General features: G+C 45.4%; 15 protein-coding genes, 7 pseudogenes and 1 riboswitch. Of the genes and pseudogenes, 18 read left to right on the forward strand and 4 right to left on the reverse strand.

Annotated features, from left to right (window positions below):
• Nucleotides 1-124 precede the first annotated feature (124 nt).
• From JCM10519_RS14665 to JCM10519_RS14700, 11 genes and pseudogenes are all read left to right on the forward strand, one after another.
• Nucleotides 125-464, forward strand: a pseudogene (locus tag JCM10519_RS14665) (anti-sigma factor antagonist).
• A 34-nt stretch (nt 465-498) separates the two neighbouring features.
• Nucleotides 499-909, forward strand: a complete 411-nt coding sequence (spoIIAB, locus tag JCM10519_RS14670; RefSeq protein ID WP_347844348.1) for an anti-sigma F factor — start codon at nt 499-501, stop codon at nt 907-909.
• Nucleotides 910-914: 5 nt separating this feature from the next.
• Nucleotides 915-1,226, forward strand: coding sequence for a sigma-70 family RNA polymerase sigma factor (locus JCM10519_RS30285; RefSeq protein ID WP_347844303.1), 312 nt, complete (start codon nt 915-917; stop codon nt 1,224-1,226).
• The gene (locus JCM10519_RS30290) at nt 1,186-1,605 is read left to right on the forward strand and encodes a sigma-70 family RNA polymerase sigma factor (RefSeq protein WP_347844304.1); all 420 of its coding nucleotides are present in this window, start codon (nt 1,186-1,188) and stop codon (nt 1,603-1,605) included. Before JCM10519_RS30285 ends, JCM10519_RS30290 begins: the two co-directional genes overlap by 41 nt.
• A gap of 86 nt (nt 1,606-1,691) precedes the next feature.
• Entirely contained in the window at nt 1,692-1,853 is a 162-nt protein-coding gene (locus JCM10519_RS30295; protein ID WP_347844305.1) for a hypothetical protein, read from the forward strand.
• Nucleotides 1,850-2,080 carry a stage V sporulation protein AA gene (locus JCM10519_RS30300; protein ID WP_347844306.1) on the forward strand — a complete coding sequence of 77 codons (231 nt, stop codon included), beginning with the start codon at nt 1,850-1,852 and terminating at the stop codon, nt 2,078-2,080. Before JCM10519_RS30295 ends, JCM10519_RS30300 begins: the two co-directional genes overlap by 4 nt.
• Nucleotides 2,055-2,477, forward strand: a complete 423-nt coding sequence (locus tag JCM10519_RS14680; protein ID WP_347844307.1) for a hypothetical protein — start codon at nt 2,055-2,057, stop codon at nt 2,475-2,477. Before JCM10519_RS30300 ends, JCM10519_RS14680 begins: the two co-directional genes overlap by 26 nt.
• A 68-nt stretch (nt 2,478-2,545) precedes the next feature.
• The gene (locus tag JCM10519_RS14685) at nt 2,546-2,863 is read left to right on the forward strand and encodes a stage V sporulation protein AB (RefSeq protein WP_347844308.1); all 318 of its coding nucleotides are present in this window, start codon (nt 2,546-2,548) and stop codon (nt 2,861-2,863) included.
• A gap of 113 nt (nt 2,864-2,976) precedes the next feature.
• Nucleotides 2,977-3,428: pseudogene (locus JCM10519_RS14690) on the forward strand (SpoVA/SpoVAEb family sporulation membrane protein).
• A gap of 32 nt (nt 3,429-3,460) precedes the next feature.
• Nucleotides 3,461-4,481: pseudogene (gene spoVAD / locus JCM10519_RS14695) on the forward strand (stage V sporulation protein AD).
• A gap of 92 nt (nt 4,482-4,573) precedes the next feature.
• Nucleotides 4,574-4,928, forward strand: a pseudogene (locus tag JCM10519_RS14700) (SpoVA/SpoVAEb family sporulation membrane protein).
• Here the strand turns inward: JCM10519_RS14700 and JCM10519_RS30305 are convergent.
• From JCM10519_RS30305 to JCM10519_RS30320, 4 genes are read right to left on the reverse strand one after another with little or no spacing between them, the layout of a single operon-like run.
• Nucleotides 4,902-5,051 carry a hypothetical protein gene (locus tag JCM10519_RS30305; RefSeq protein WP_347844350.1) on the reverse strand — a complete coding sequence of 50 codons (150 nt, stop codon included), beginning with the start codon at nt 5,049-5,051 and terminating at the stop codon, nt 4,902-4,904. The pseudogene JCM10519_RS14700 and the gene JCM10519_RS30305 sit on opposite strands and share 27 nt — an antisense overlap.
• A 47-nt stretch (nt 5,052-5,098) precedes the next feature.
• Nucleotides 5,099-5,896, reverse strand: coding sequence for a hypothetical protein (locus JCM10519_RS30310; RefSeq protein ID WP_347844309.1), 798 nt, complete (start codon nt 5,894-5,896; stop codon nt 5,099-5,101).
• A gap of 7 nt (nt 5,897-5,903) precedes the next feature.
• Nucleotides 5,904-6,806, reverse strand: coding sequence for a penicillin-binding transpeptidase domain-containing protein (locus JCM10519_RS30315; RefSeq protein WP_347844310.1), 903 nt, complete (start codon nt 6,804-6,806; stop codon nt 5,904-5,906).
• Nucleotides 6,718-7,752 (reverse strand): transglycosylase domain-containing protein, encoded by a 1,035-nt coding sequence (locus tag JCM10519_RS30320; RefSeq protein WP_347844311.1) that lies wholly within the window; start codon nt 7,750-7,752, stop codon nt 6,718-6,720. The genes JCM10519_RS30315 and JCM10519_RS30320 overlap by 89 nt, the downstream gene beginning before the upstream one ends.
• A gap of 413 nt (nt 7,753-8,165) precedes the next feature.
• On the opposite strand from JCM10519_RS30320, the gene JCM10519_RS14710 reads away from it, so the two are divergent.
• From JCM10519_RS14710 to JCM10519_RS14740, 7 genes and pseudogenes are all read left to right on the forward strand, one after another.
• On the forward strand, nt 8,166-8,648 hold the full coding sequence (locus tag JCM10519_RS14710) for a YigZ family protein (RefSeq protein ID WP_347844349.1): 483 nt from the start codon (nt 8,166-8,168) through the stop codon (nt 8,646-8,648).
• Nucleotides 8,649-8,825: 177 nt separating this feature from the next.
• Nucleotides 8,826-10,667: a translational GTPase TypA gene (typA, locus tag JCM10519_RS14715; RefSeq protein WP_054740086.1), complete on the forward strand. Its 1,842-nt coding sequence runs from the start codon at nt 8,826-8,828 to the stop codon at nt 10,665-10,667.
• Nucleotides 10,668-10,870: 203 nt separating this feature from the next.
• Nucleotides 10,871-11,499: pseudogene (locus JCM10519_RS14720) on the forward strand (single-stranded DNA-binding protein).
• Between the two features lie 159 nt (nt 11,500-11,658).
• Nucleotides 11,659-12,162 (forward strand): cob(I)yrinic acid a,c-diamide adenosyltransferase, encoded by a 504-nt coding sequence (locus JCM10519_RS14725; RefSeq protein WP_054740088.1) that lies wholly within the window; start codon nt 11,659-11,661, stop codon nt 12,160-12,162.
• Nucleotides 12,163-12,185: 23 nt separating this feature from the next.
• A riboswitch (Lysine riboswitch) is annotated at nt 12,186-12,360 on the forward strand.
• A gap of 259 nt (nt 12,361-12,619) precedes the next feature.
• Nucleotides 12,620-13,503: pseudogene (gene dapA, locus JCM10519_RS14730) on the forward strand (4-hydroxy-tetrahydrodipicolinate synthase).
• Between the two features lie 81 nt (nt 13,504-13,584).
• A pseudogene (gene dapB, locus JCM10519_RS14735) lies at nt 13,585-14,344 on the forward strand (4-hydroxy-tetrahydrodipicolinate reductase).
• Between the two features lie 76 nt (nt 14,345-14,420).
• On the forward strand, nt 14,421-14,723 hold the full coding sequence (locus JCM10519_RS14740; RefSeq protein ID WP_054740090.1) for a hypothetical protein: 303 nt from the start codon (nt 14,421-14,423) through the stop codon (nt 14,721-14,723).
• The last annotated feature ends 202 nt before the right edge of the window (nt 14,724-14,925 follow it).

A 14,925-nucleotide genomic window follows, 5' to 3' on the forward strand; every position in this document is an offset into this window, starting at 1 on the left:
AGACACTACAGAAGACTAATTTTTTTGTGGTGTCTTTTTTCATTTTCCCGGGCCGTTTCCGGCGGCCGGGTGACGCTCTTTTTGGCATTACGGACAGACAATAAGGAATGGAGGAGTATTGCATATGAATCAACCACACTTTACATATGAAGCAGAGGGGCAGACGCTGATCGTCCATCTGCCGGAGGAGTTGGATCATCATAACTGTTCAGGGCTTAAATGCGAAACCGATTTAATCCTTTCCGAGAACTATATCAGGCGCATTGTTTTCGATTTTTCAAAGACCAGGTTCATGGATTCCTCGGGAATCGGTATCTTGCTGAACAGGTATAAGCAGATGGCTTTAAGCGGGGGAACAATAGCCATCTACGGTGCAGGACCCAGGCTCTCCGCATTCTTAAAATAGGGGGATATTAAAATTAATGAAATTATATGACTCTAAGGAAGCAGCAGTCACAGGTTGAGGAGGAACGTATGTCAGAACAGAATAAACCAGAAATTCTGAAAATGGAATTGGAAGCCCTGTCAAAGAATGAAGAATTTGCCAGAGTGGCAGTGGCAGTTTTTATGGCAAGATTGAATCCCACCCTGGAAGAAGTGGATGATGTGAAAACAGCCGTGTCGGAGGCAGTCACAAATGCGGTCATCCATGGATATCAGGGGAAAGGAGGAATCATTTATCTGGAAGTGGGGATAGACGGCCAGGAAATTTCAGTAACCGTACGGGATACGGGTATTGGAATTCCCGATATCAAGCTGGCCATGGAGCCTATGTATACCACAGATCCGGATGGAGAACGGTCAGGCATGGGATTTTCCTTTATGGAAGCGTTTATGGATCAGGTGGAAGTAGAGTCGGAGACCGGAGTGGGAACTGCCGTAACCATGAAAAAGAAGATTGACAGGTGAGCCTTATGGATGAGACCATGAGATTGATAGAAATGGCTCACGAAGGAGATAAAGCGGCAAGAGACCAGCTTGTGACCGACAATTTCGGGCTGGTTTGGAGTATAGTACGCAGATTTACAGGGCGTGGTTATGAACCTGAGGATTTGTTTCAAATCGGCAGCATTGGCTTAATGAAAGCCATTGATAAATTTGACTTATCCTATGAGGTGAAATTTTCCACTTATGCGGTGCCCATGATAACAGGAGAGATCAAACGTTTTTTTAAGAGACGACGGAATGATCAAGGTCAGCCGCTCCATAAAGGAAATGGGGCTTAAGGTGAAAAACGTCAGGGAAGAATTGGTATATCGTCTTGGGAGAGAGCCTACGGTGGAAGAAATTGCTGGAGAAATAGGGGCCAGCAAAGAAGAAGTGGCAGCTTCCATTGAAGCGGGAGCGGAAGTGGAATCCTTATACAGGTCCGTCAACAAAAATGACGAAAACAGCATTTTACTCATTGATAAAATTGAAGAGGAAAGTTCTGCCCAGGAAGATCTGTTAAACCGCATGGTGCTGCGGGAACTTTTAACGGCGCTTTCCGACAAGGATAGGGAAATTATTATCAGGCGTTATTATTATAATGAGACTCAAAGTCAAATTGCGGCAAAGCTTGGAATATCCCAGGTTCAGGTTTCCAGACTGGAAAAAAGATTTTAAAACAGATGCGGGAAAAATTGTAGAATAAAATAATTTTATACGGCTCATACTAGCTTTGAAAACCAGAGAAAAGGATGTGAGCACGTATGGAATCCGTAAAACATAAGCTTGTCATGGCGCTTCTTGTATTATGCCTGATTGCAGTTGCTGCTGCTATCTGGTACATGATTGCTGTTATGCCGGACGGGTCAGAAAAAGAAGGGACGCTTGTTGAAGCCATTCCGGGATGGGAGATGATGGTTTCATGAGCAAGACTGTTTATTTGAATATCAGCCAGATTACTGAGGTGCGGCACAAGGAAATCCAGTTAAAGGATGTGGCGGATGTTTATTGCGACGATACGGCTATTATGAATAAGTGTAAGGCCCTTCGGATCAAAACCATCCATTTGGACCGCAATAAGCGTTATATAGAAAAAAACTCTGGATGTAATCAAGAAGCTGATAGAAATGGATCCGACTCTTCAGATCAATAATGTGGGAGAGGTAGACTTTATCATAGACTACCATAAGCCCAAACCTCCCGTATGGGCCTGGCAGTGGGCCAAAACCATTTTTGTCTGTATCGTATGTTTCTGCGGTGCATCCTTTGCTATTATGACCTTTAATAATGATGCCAGCGTTACGGATGTTTTCAAGGAAATTTACCGGATCATCATGAAGCAGGAGTCAAGCGGATTCACGATTTTGGAGGTCAGTTATTCTGTTGGACTGGCTCTTGGAATTGTGGGATTCTTCAACCATTTCGCAAAATACAAGATCAATACCGATCCAACTCCGCTAGAGGTGGAAATGCGGCTTTACGAAGACAATATCAGTAAGACTCTGATCCAGAACGATGGTAGAAAGGAGTCGGACATTGATGTTTCTTAAAGAAGTATTTCTTGTTTTTATTGGGCTCAGCGCTGGCGGCATTATAGCAGCCGGCGTTTTTGCTTTTTTTGGCAATTATTGGCGTGTTTCCAAGACTGATCGGAGCAACCCAAACAAAGAAGCATATTCTGCTCTTTGAGTCGGTTATCATTCTTGGCGGTGTCCTTGGGAATATATGTGATATTTATAGAATTCCCATAGGGTTCGGCGGAAATCTGGTTCTTGGAATATACGGGCTTTCCGTCGGAATATTTATAGGCATCCTTGTCATGTCTCTTGCAGAAACTTTAAAAGCCCTGCCCATAATCAGCCGTAGAATTCATCTGGCTGTTGGCCTGCAATATTTGATCCTTTCCCTGGGTCTTGGCAAATTGATCGGTCCCTGATCTATTTTACAGGGAATTTTAAGCAGTAGTATCAGGAAAAGGATTTACAGAACGTAGAAACGCCCGAAGGCATGTTATATGCCCGGAAAGAATGGGAGCAAAGGAGGAAAATCATGGAAATAAACAAAAAAGCATATGAAGCTTATGTAAAACAGGTGACTCCGGTGCACAAAAAATGGCCGGGGCTTATAAAGGCCTTTTTTGTAGGGGGAATCATATGTACCCTTGGACAGCTTACTACAACTTTATTTATGAATACAGGCATGGAAAAGGAAGCTGCCTCTGCCTGGACCACTTTGGTTCTGATTGCAGCTACTGTCATCCTGACCGGATTTAACATTTATCCCAAGATTACAAAATTTGGCGGAGCAGGAGCCTGGTGCCGATCACGGGATTTGCCAATTCCGTTGTCGCTCCGGCTGTGGAATTTAAGGCGGAAGGCCAGGTGTTTGGAATCGGCTGTAAAATCTTTACCATTGCCGGTCCCGTCATATTATATGGGATATTAAGCTCCTGGATCCTGGGAATCATCGCCTATGTATTAAAGGCCTTTCAAATACTGTAGGAATGAACCGGTCAGAGAAATGGAGAGAGAAAATGCAGATAGGAAAAGCAAGTGTTAAATTTGATGAACCTCCGATTATTGAAAGCATGGCTTCTATTGTCGGTAAAAAAAGAAGGCCAGGGTCCCCTGGGAAATTTATTCGATGTGGTAGAACAGGACGATATGTTTGGAGCGGATACTTGGGAAAAGGCGGAAAGCGCCCTTCAGAAGCAGACGGCTGATCTGGCCATTGAAAAGGGAGATATCCGGAAAAAGGACATTCGTTATTTGTTTGCAGGAGATTTACTGGGACAGCTGATCGCTACTTCCTTTGGAACGGTAGATTTGGAAATCCCCTTATTCGGTCTGTTCGGAGCCTGCTCCACCATGGGAGAAGCTCTTAATTTAGGGGCCATGACCGTAGCAGGGGGCTATGCGGATAAGGTCATGGCCATGGCTTCCAGCCATTTTGCAACGGCTGAAAAACAATTCCGTTTTCCCCTGGGATATGGAAGCCAGAGACCGTATTCCTCCTCATGGACTGTCACCGGCTGCGGTGCGGTGATACTCACCAAGCACAGGAAAGAAGGAATTGCAGCCATCACCGGGATCACCACAGGACGCATGGTGGATATGGGCATCAAGGACTCCATGAACATGGGGGCAGCCATGGCGCCAGCCGCTTTCCACACCATTCAGCAGAATTTTGATGATTTTCAGGTGGATGAATCCTATTATGACAAAATCATCACAGGAGATCTGGGCCAGGTCGGCCGGACGATTCTGCTTGATTTTATGAAAAATAAAGGACATGACCTGGAAAAACTGCATACGGATTGCGGGATGGAGATATTTAACAGTGATAATCAGGATACTCATGCAGGAGGCAGCGGATGCGGATGTGCGGCTTCCACCCTTTGCTCCTATATACTTCCTAAAGTACAAGACGGCACATGGAAAAGGGTCTTGTTCGTGCCCACCGGCGCCCTCCTTTCCACAGTGAGTTTTAACGAAGGTGAGACGATTCCTGGAATTGCCCATGCAGTTGTGATAGAGAATATAGGAAACCTATAGGGCACAGCCCGCATTCATAATTTGGCAACGTTTTCCGCCAAATTATGAATGGAATGGTGAACACATGGACAGTAAAAAGAAAGGAGACAGCCATGGATTACGTGAAAGCATTTTTAGTCGGAGGAGCGATCTGCGCCCTGGTGCAGATATTAATGGACAATACAAAACTGATGCCCGGCCGCATCATGGTTCTTCTGGTGGTAACCGGAAGCATTCTGGGCGCTATTGGCATTTACCAGCTTTGCCGACTGGGCCGGAGCCGGGGCAACGGTTCCCCTTCTGGGCTTTGGGAACACCTTATGGAAAGGCGTATCAAAGAGCATGGGAGAGGATGGATTTTTAGGGATTTTTAAAGGGGGATTTACTGCAAGCGCAGTAGGAATTTCCGGAGCATTGATCTTCGGATACCTGGGCTCTATTCTATTTAAGCCTAAGATGAAGAGCTGATACGATTGGCATAAAACGAAAATATAAGAAAATATAATGCAAAAAGAGTGCCTCAAAAGCCAAATCGGCTTTTGAGGCATTCTTGTGTTTTTCTTTATTATTGTTTCCGTTTTCCTGTGTCATAGCCCCGCCCTGCTTACCGGAGGCAGCATCCCATCCACAGGTGTTATTTAATAGCCTCCCCAGGGAGGAATCTGTGTTGCTCCACCAGGATTCTGAGGCCCATGTCCAGGTCCATACTGCTGTGGAATTCCGCCGGGTGAATCCGAATTATCTCCCGGAGGAAGGATGATGGAGTTGGCAGAATGGATGGTGCAATATCCTGGCATTGCGTATTTGGAGTCATCCGTTGACCCTTCTTCTCCCGAAGGAATTGCCATAAATATGGCGGTGGTCCGTTCCGGACAGTAAGGAGTAGGCAGACGGTGGGATACAGAGCAGACCGTTGCGCGTACATGATTATTGCATACATCGGTTGGAACCGTGCCTTTTGCAAAATATTCGGTGTATACCGCATTGCCTCTGGGGTCGTTGTTGCAGACGCCGGAGACTGCCAGCTTGCCGGATTTACGGCAGATCTGAGCGGTTTCTATGCTGTCAGGCACTGGAAAGCCAGGATCGGGCATTCCTTCATGGACTCTGGTCATGATCTTCCGCCAGATGGCCTTGTGGAAGGAGGCTCCTCCATTTTGCTTCGTAAGTTTCTGGTTGTCGTCACAGCCGGCCCAGATACCGGCAGTATAATAGGGGGAATAACCTACGAACCAGATATCATTGTTTGCGGAGGTGGTACCGCTTTTTCCTGCCCCTGACATACCGGGAATGTGAGCAGAGGCACTGGTGGAGCTTGGCCCTGAGCTTGAGAATTTCCTGCTGCTTTCCATGGAATCGGCCATGGCATCGGTTAAAAGAAATGCAGTGGAATCCTTTAATACCCGGTGGGTTTCCGGCGTATTGTCAATTAGCACCTTGCCGTCATGATCCAGAATTCTGGTAAAGAATATAGGTTTTTTTGTAAACTCCTCCGTTTGCTATGGTGGCAAAGGCGCCGGTCAGCTCTAAGTTGGAAACGCCGGTGGTGATTCCTCCAAGGGCCAGGGCCGCATTATAATCGGTATCGGTTAAGGAGGAAATTCCGAAATTCTTGGCGTATTCCACACCAAGCTGAGGCGTTACGGTTTCCATCAGGCAGCGGACAGCCACGATGTTCATGGAATAGATAATTCCGTCACGTATGCTGGAGTAGCCTTGATAGCCGGAGCTGTACCAGTTGGAAAAGGTCTTAGTGCCCACCGTGTAAACAGAATCATAATAAACGGATCCCAGGGTGGCCCCACAGGTATCAATGGCAGGTGCAAAGGCTGTTAAGATCTTAAAGGTAGATCCTGGCTGACGGTATGTGTTGCTGGCCCGGTTCAAGGTTAAGCTGGCTGTTTTTTGTCCCCGCCCGCCGCTTATGGCTTTTACTTCCCCGGTTTTCTGGTCCATGAGGACAAAGGAAGCCTGGGGCTGCAGCATTTTATGAAGGCTTTCACCAAGAATGGTATCCCCTTCTTTTAATAGATAAGCCTTGTATCCGTTTATATCGTCCTGGATTGCTTCTTCGGTATTATATAAGCCGTCAAATCCCGTATCCCCGTTTTCCTTGTGATAACGTTTTATATTTTCCTCAGAGTAATGGGTTGTGGTTCCATCCTTATGGGTGACGGACAGCCTGTATTCGATGGAATATCTGGCGGCAAAATAGTTTTCAGGGCTGTTGATTTCCTCGTCTACAATGGACTGGATCTTAGGATCCTGGGTGGTATAGATCGACAGTCCGCCGCTGTAAAGCATGTTGTGGGCCTGGGTGTCCGTGTATCCTAGCTGGTCCTTCATGGCCTTTTTTTACCTGCTCCACCAGCTCATCCGTAAAATAGCTGTATGGGGTGGAAGTCTCCTTGGTAGCGGTATCTACGTTCTGGATCCTGGAATAGACGTCATCGGACAGCGCCTCATCTTCTTCCTGCTTTGTGATATATCCCTGGTCATTCATATATTGAAGAATTACCTTTTGCTTGTCCGAATTGGCTTTTTGCCCTGTGATGGGGTTAAACTTTGAGGGGTTCTGGGTGATCCCTGCAAGGACTGCACATTCTGATAATGTCAAGTCCGGCACGTCCTTATTGAAATATCTTCTGGCAGCCACCTTGACTCCCAGGGAATTGTTGCCCAGGTTAATGGTATTTAGATAGTTGGTTATGATCTGTTCCTTGGCCATGGCCTTATCCAGCTTGACGGCTAAAAACCATTCCTGCAGCTTTCGTTCCAGCCGTTCTCCGAAGCTTTTTTCCATGCCGCCTCCAAAGACGCTGTTTTTAATTAACTGCTGGGTAATGGTACTTCCTCCGCCTGCGGTGGAATCCCCTGTCAGAACGCCCTTAACGGCGCGGAGAATGGAACGCAAATCGATTCCATTGTGCTCCCAGAACCGGGAATCCTCATAGGAAACAAACGCATTAACGAGATTCTTCGGAAGTTCCTCATAACTGGCTTCCTCCCGGTTGGAACCTGCGGTTACCAAGGTTTCAGTGACGTTTCCGGCGCTGTCATAGACGGTTGTTGCATATTCGTTTGGAACAATGGTTGCGATATCTACGTCAGGAGCATTGTCTATGATTCCTTTTACCATGCCAAAACAGATGCTGGCAGCAACAATGCTGCCAAACAAGCATAGCACAAATAGACTCTTTAAAAAGGCAAGAAAGACCTTAGTGGTATATTTCCTTGTCTTTGAATTGGCAGATCTGATTTTTTTCTCTGTCGCTTGTTTGCCGTAATTCATAGGAAGCCTCCTTTCCACTTTATTGCCCATGCTTTTTGGGCAGAGCCTGCCCCGCTTTTACGGGCGTAAAGGTATGCCTGTAAGGCATTACCGGTACATTATACCAAAAATTGTCTTGCAATTCAACACCTACCATTTTTGGAGATAATCAGGCAAAATATACATGAAAGCTTGCCTGGGCCTGTACTTTTGGTTATAATGGGGGTAATCGGTTAAAAATAAGGAATGAGGAAGTTTATGAGAAAGGCTTATAGGATTTTGTATCAGGGCGGCACAGGGGAAATTACAGAAAAAAAAGTCCCGGTTCATTGCTAATTTAAAGCCGGTGGAAACAGAGGCTGAGGCTCTGGCGTTTATAGAGGAAACAAGAAAAAAAATATTGGGATGCAAGACATAACTGCTACGCCTGGATTCTGGGGAGAAGCGGAGAAGAGAAGCGCTTAAGCGATGACGGGGAGCCCAGCCAGACTGCGGGAAAACCCATGATGGATGTTCTGGACGGAGAAAAGCTTGTGAACCTCTGCGCGGTGGTGACCCGGTACTTTGGAGGGACTCTTCTTGGGACAGGAGGCCTTGTACGCGCTTATTCAAAGGCAGTGCAGGAAGGGTTAAAGTCCTGTACGGCATTAACCGTGGAACCGGCGGTAAAGCTTTCCGTTACTACGGATTATAACGGCATTGGGAAGATCCAGTATCTTCTGGGACAGCGGGAAATCACGACCCTTGGCGCCGAATATACGGACCGGGTGGAGCTTACTGCCCTGGTTCCTGATGAAGCCCTGGATAAGCTTCGGGCAGACATCACAGAGGTGACAGGCGGAAAAGCAGGTCTTCTTCTGTCGGGAGAGGTCTACTACGGCATTTTTAATAAAGAAGTGGTCCTGTTTCCGGGCTGAGAACTGGATGGCGATCCTATGCAGCCCTGGAAACTGTCGAAATATAGGAAAAAAATCTTGCAATATGAAATATAGGATGATATACTGAATAATTGTGATAATGTAAATGAGACTAAGGGCGATCTGGTCCTTAGTTTTTTATGCTTTGTTTAAAGAAGAGAAAGAAGAGTACAGTTTATGAAAATGAAAAGAGAAGACGTAAGAAATGTGGCGATTATAGCCCACGTCGATCACGGTAAAACAACGCTGGTGGACGCCTTGCTTAAGCAAAGCGGCATTTTCCGTGAGAATCAGGAAGTCATGGAACGGGTAATGGATTCCAATGATATTGAGAGAGAGCGGGGAATCACCATTTTATCCAAGAATACAGCCGTTCATTACAACGGAACCAAGATCAACATCATTGACACCCCTGGCCATGCGGATTTCGGCGGCGAGGTGGAGCGTGTTTTAAAGATGGTAAACGGCGTAATCCTGGTTGTAGATGCTTATGAAGGAGTTATGCCCCAGACAAAGTTCGTGCTTCGTAAGGCACTTGAACTGGGGCTGTCTGTAGTAACCTGTATCAATAAAATCGACCGTCCTGAGGCAAGACCTGAGGAGGTAGAGGAAGAAGTATTGGAGCTTCTCATGGATCTTGATGCCAGTGAAGAACAGCTTGACTGTCCCTTTGTCTATGCTTCTGCAAAAACCGGATTTGCCAAAAAGGGGCTTGATGATCCGGAAACTGACATGGCCCCCTTGTTTACGACCATCATCGATCATATACCGGCTCCGGAAGGAGACCCGGATGCATCGACCCAGCTCCTGATCAGCACCATTGACTACAACGAATACGTTGGACGTATCGGCGTAGGCAAGGTGGATAACGGACGTATCAGAGTGAACCAGGAATGTGTGATCGTAAACCACCATGAACCGGATAAATTCCGTAAGGTAAAGGTGGGCAAGCTGTATGAATACGAAGGTCTTAACAAGGTAGAGGTACAGGAAGCCACCATCGGCGCCATTGTTGCCATTTCCGGAATTGCGGATATCCACATTGGTGACACCCTTTGCTCTCCGGAAAATCCGGAGGCAATTCCGTTCCAGAAGATCTCAGAGCCTACGATTGCCATGAATTTCATGGTAAATGACAGCCCTCTTGCCGGACAGGAAGGAAAATACATTACTTCCCGCCATATCAGGGAACGTTTATTCAAGGAATTGAATACAGATGTCAGCCTTCGGGTAGAGGAAACTGATTCTCCGGACTGCTTTAAGGTTTCCGGCCGCGGGGAGCTTCATCTGTCTGTTTTGATTGAGAACATGAGAAGAGAAGGCTTTGAATTCGCGGTCAGCAAGGCAGAGGTTTTGTACCATTTTGATGAGAGAAACCACAAGCTTGAGCCTATGGAGATCGCTTATGTTGACGTACCGGAGGAATTTACCGGTGCAGTTATCCAGAAGCTTACAAGCCGTAAGGGAGAGCTTCAGGGCATGAGTCCCGCCAATGGAGGCTATACAAGGCTGGAGTTTGCAATTCCTTCCAGAGGCCTGATCGGTTATCGCGGAGAGTTTATGACGGATACAAAAGGAAACGGAATCATGAATACGTCATTTGACGGCTATGCGACCTTTAAGGGAGAGTTATCATACCGTAAGACAGGATCCCTGATCGCTTATGAGTCAGGAGAATCCATTACCTACGGCTTATTTAGTGCCCAGGAAAGAGGAAGCCTGTTCATTGGACCTGGAGTAAAGGTTTATTCCGGCATGGTTATAGGACAGAATCCAAAGGCAGAGGACATCGAAATCAATGTGTGCAAGACGAAAAAGCTGACTAACACCCGTTCCTCCAGTGCGGATGAGGCTCTTAAGCTGACTCCTCCAAGAGAGATGAGCCTGGAGCAGTGCCTTGACTTTATTGATACCGATGAATTGCTGGAAATCACTCCTTCAAATCTTCGGATCAGAAAGAAAATTTTAGACCCTACCATGAGAAAAAGGTCTTCTCTTAATAAAAAATCATTGGCATAATTTGTAATATAAAGGAGGATGCTGCCTTCGAAAACCGATAATTCGGCAAAGAGGCGGCATTCTCTTTTGTTTTCCGGCGCATTCTGCCTGGAACTGTCGATATTTTTGGATTGCTTTCTATCATTTTACAGGATTCTATCACATAAATTTAATATTAGCTGTGAAGCATATTAGCAAATAAGTGAAAGAAGAGGGGAAATACAATGTCAGAAAAAATGATTGAAAACAACAAAGTGAGCGTCATCGGAGAGATCGTCTCCGGCTTCACCTTCAGCCATGAAGTATTTGGAGAAGGATTCTATATGGTGGATGTTGCGGTAAATCGTCTTAGTGAACAGGCAGATATCATACCGCTCATGATTTCAGAACGTCTTATTGATGTGGAAGGAGATTACTCAGGCTTAACGATAGAAGCCATTGGCCAGTTCCGTTCCTACAACCGTCATGAAGGAACAAAAAACAGGCTGGTGCTTTCTGTATTTGTGAGAGAAGTTCATTTTATAGAAGAGTTTACGGATTATACGAAGACCAATCAAATTTTTCTTGATGGATACATATGCAAAGCTCCCATTTACAGAAAAACGCCTTTAGGAAGGGAAATTGCGGACCTGCTTCTTGCGGTTAACCGCCCATATGGAAAATCAGATTACATACCCTGCATCGCATGGGGGAGAAATGCCAGATATGCTTCAGGATTCACAGTAGGAACAAGAGTAAAAGTATGGGGAAGGGTCCAGAGCAGGGAATACACCAAAAAATTAAGTGAAACAGAGTGTGAAAAAAAAGAGTGGCCTATGAGGTATCAGTCAGCAAACTGGAGTGTGCGGAATAAAAGCTGTTATTTATAAATGTAAGGAGCGCCCGGAAACCATGGGCAATAATTAAGGAAAAGGTAAGAAAACTTGCAAAAAAATTAAAATTATGATACTATAATCAGGTTCTAACATAATATGTAAATAATTGCTTTTTAGCTGTTATGAGGTGCTGAAGGATGAATAGAGGTGCGATACAGGTTATATGCGGGGAAGGAAAAGGAAAGACTGCAGCCGCGTTGGGTATGGGAATCGGAGCTCTGACCAAGAACAGAACTGTGATCATGATACAGTTTTTAAAGGGCTGCTCCGGCCGGGATTCTTTTGACATTATGAAACGCATGGAACCTGAGATGAAAATATTCCGGTTTGAAAAATCCGATGGTTTTTTTGAAAGTCTTTCCAAAGAACAGCAGGAAGAGGAGCGGATGAATATCAGAAACGGCCTGAATTTTGCCAGAAAGGTCGTATCAACAGGGGAATGCGATATGCTGATCCTGGATGAAATCCTTGGACTTCTGGACCAGAACATCATAGAGGCAGAGGAGCTTGCAAAGCTGCTTCAGTCCAAAGTTGATGATATGGAGGTCATATTAACCGGTAAGGTATTTCAAAAGGAAATAGAACCTTATGTAGATAGTATTCTGGAAATCAACCATGTTAAAGTTGACAATATAAAATAATAATGATAGTATGGTAACATACATATTAGAGTAGAGGTTGCGTTGCTTATAAGTACTCTGTCCGATGTATCAGGTACAGACGAGGGCAGGGGGAAGGAAGAGACGCCGAAGAAGGGTATGGCCTGAGCATACTTGTTCTGGGCATATGGTTAATAGCCATATGACTGTCATCCTTTTGGATGGGGAGCTACTTAAAGAAAGATGAGATTACCAGATTCTGAACTTTAAGAGCTGACCCTGTTGTCAGCTCTCTTTTTAATTTATGGGAGATTACGGCTTATGGATTAAAAATGCTCCAATATGGATGTACATGACCCACAAATGCATTAAGGCTGCTGAATTAGTTGCGTTCCGGCGTAAGAGCCTGCTTTGCGGCTCAGTGTTTGGCAGCAGAGAAGACTGCGGGCCGGATGTAAGTTTACTGTGTATGACGAAAAAGAATCAGGAGGATGATATCATGGCAATTTTTGAGGGAGCAGGTGTGGCGCTTGTCACACCATTTAAGGAAAACAGAGATGTAAACTATGAGAAGCTGGAGGAACTGGTAGAAGAACAGATCGCTTTTGGAACGGATTCTATCATTGTATGCGGTACAACGGGCGAGGCGTCTACCATGACCCATGAGGAGCATTTGGACGTGATCAAATACGTATGCCAGATAACGAAAAAAACGGATCCCGGTCATTGCAGGAACCGGTTCTAATTGTACGGATACAGCGGTTTACCTGTCTAAAGAGGCGCAAAAGCACGGCGCGGACGGGCTTCTTCTCGTATCTCCCTACTATAACAAGGCAACTCAAAATGCTGAAGGCTCACTTTAAGACAGTTGCTGATGCGGTGAGGATTCCTGTTCTTCTGTATAATATTCCGTCAAGAACCGGAGTAAACATTGCAGCTGAGACTATAGCGGATTTATGCTTACATATCTCCAACATTGTAGGGGTAAAGGAAGCCAGCGGCAACTTTTCAGCTATTGCAGACTTAATGAACCTTACGGATGGACGTGTGGATCTATATTCCGGCAATGACGATCAGATCGTTCCCATGCTGTCCCTGGGAGGAAAAGGTGTTATTTCCGTTCTTTCCAACATTGCGCCCGCCCAGACTCACGAAATCTGTGAGGCTTATTTTAAGGGAGATGTAAAACGGAGCGCCGCACTTCAGCTGGCTGCCATTCCTCTCATCAATGCCTTGTTCTGTGAGGTCAATCCGATTCCGGTTAAGGCTGCCTTAAATCTTATGGGAAAGGCTGCAGGCCCTATGCGTCTGCCTCTTACCGAGATGGAACCTAAGAATCAGGAACGTTTAAAACAAGCCATGAAAGAGTATGGAATTTTATAATCAGTAAACGATATGCCTATGAGGAAACACCCTGCGGGTATACCTTTATGCCCAAAAAGCATGGGCAGGAAAGAGGAAAACATGATTAGGATGATAATGCACGGCTGTAACGGGGCCATGGGCCAGGTGGTATCCCAAATTGCTGCAGAGGAAACAAATATAACCATTGTTGCGGGAATTGATCCCCATGATACCAGGCAGAATCCGTATCCCGTATTTCCGTCACTGGAAGCCTGCAGTGAAGAGGCGGATGTGATCGTGGATTTTACCTCCTCTAAAGCAGTGGATGGCCTTCTTGATTACAGCGTAAAGAAAGAAATACCTGTGGTAGTATGTACCACCGGCCTTTCGGACGAACAGATGAAAAAACTTGAGGAGGCTTCCAATCACGTTGCGGTCCTTAAATCCGCCAATATGTCTCTTGGCGTCAACCTGCTCATGAAGCTGGTAAAAGAGGCAGCGCAGGTACTGGCAGCCGCGGGGTTTGATATTGAAATACTGGAAAAGCACCACAATAAGAAGCTGGATTCCCCAAGCGGAACAGCCCTTGCCCTGGCGGATTCCATTAATGAGGCCATGGAGCAGGAATATCATTATGTTTATGACAGAAGCCAGGTCAGAAAAGCCAGAGACAAAAAAAGAGATCGGGATCCAGTCTGTCCGTGGAGGAACGATTGTCGGAGAACATGATGTGATTTTTGCCGGAAAGGATGAAATCGTCACCTTTCATCACTCCGCATATTCAAAGGCGATTTTTGCAAAAGGCGCGGTTTCTGCGGCAAAATTCCTGGCGGGAAAAGCTCCGGGATTATATACCATGAAAGATGTAATAAAATCATAAATTTTCCAATATCTTCCACCATAATTCGTTCTTCCTTTACACATACTAATCGTAGAAAATGAAAGGAGAATGTATTATGAAAAGAATAAAACCTTATGCAATTACCCTTATTGTCATTATGACAGTAATGTGTCTGACTGCTTGCGGTACCACAAAAGGAAACAATGGAACCACAGCAGGTACCACAGGTGCAACAACCCAGACAACTGCGGCTTCAACGACCAAAACTACTGAAACCACTGCTGTGACTGACACAACAAGCGCCAATGAGAGCACCGGTGTGATTAACGGTGTTGTTAATGATGTAGAAAAAGGGGTTGACAAAATTACAGGGGAAAGCAATGGCCAGCCAACTTCAGGAGCGACAAAAGCACCATAATAAAAAGAAATTTGTAATAAAAAAGCTTCAGGCATGGAATCTATGCTTGAAGCTTTTTTATTATAAGATATAATAGTATCGACATATATCTTGCCGTATTATGTAAACAATTCTATTTTATTTATCAAAGACCATATTCAGGCCAAATATCCAGAGGCAACGTCAAAATAACAAGAGCCTTCCCGGCAGAGAGGCAAAACGT

It is taken from the genome of Clostridium sp. NkU-1 (assembly GCA_001312405.1).

Bases quoted from the DNA above. Each gene is read 5' to 3' on its own strand.
- typA (WP_054740086.1), top strand. From the start codon at position 8,826: ATGAAAATGAAAAGAGAAGACGTAAGAAATGTGGCGATTATAGCCCAC.
- JCM10519_RS30295 (WP_347844305.1), top strand. From the start codon at position 1,692: ATGGAATCCGTAAAACATAAGCTTGTCATGGCGCTTCTTGTATTATGC.
- JCM10519_RS14725 (WP_054740088.1), top strand. From the start codon at position 11,659: ATGAATAGAGGTGCGATACAGGTTATATGCGGGGAAGGAAAAGGAAAG.
- JCM10519_RS30290 (WP_347844304.1), top strand. From the start codon at position 1,186: ATGATCAAGGTCAGCCGCTCCATAAAGGAAATGGGGCTTAAGGTGAAA.
- JCM10519_RS30305 (WP_347844350.1), bottom strand. From the start codon at position 5,051: ATGACACAGGAAAACGGAAACAATAATAAAGAAAAACACAAGAATGCC.
- JCM10519_RS14740 (WP_054740090.1), top strand. From the start codon at position 14,421: ATGAAAAGAATAAAACCTTATGCAATTACCCTTATTGTCATTATGACA.
- JCM10519_RS30320 (WP_347844311.1), bottom strand. From the start codon at position 7,752: ATGAATTACGGCAAACAAGCGACAGAGAAAAAAATCAGATCTGCCAAT.
- JCM10519_RS14680 (WP_347844307.1), top strand. From the start codon at position 2,055: ATGGATCCGACTCTTCAGATCAATAATGTGGGAGAGGTAGACTTTATC.
- JCM10519_RS30315 (WP_347844310.1), bottom strand. From the start codon at position 6,806: ATGAAGGACCAGCTAGGATACACGGACACCCAGGCCCACAACATGCTT.
- JCM10519_RS30300 (WP_347844306.1), top strand. From the start codon at position 1,850: ATGAGCAAGACTGTTTATTTGAATATCAGCCAGATTACTGAGGTGCGG.
- JCM10519_RS30285 (WP_347844303.1), top strand. From the start codon at position 915: ATGGATGAGACCATGAGATTGATAGAAATGGCTCACGAAGGAGATAAA.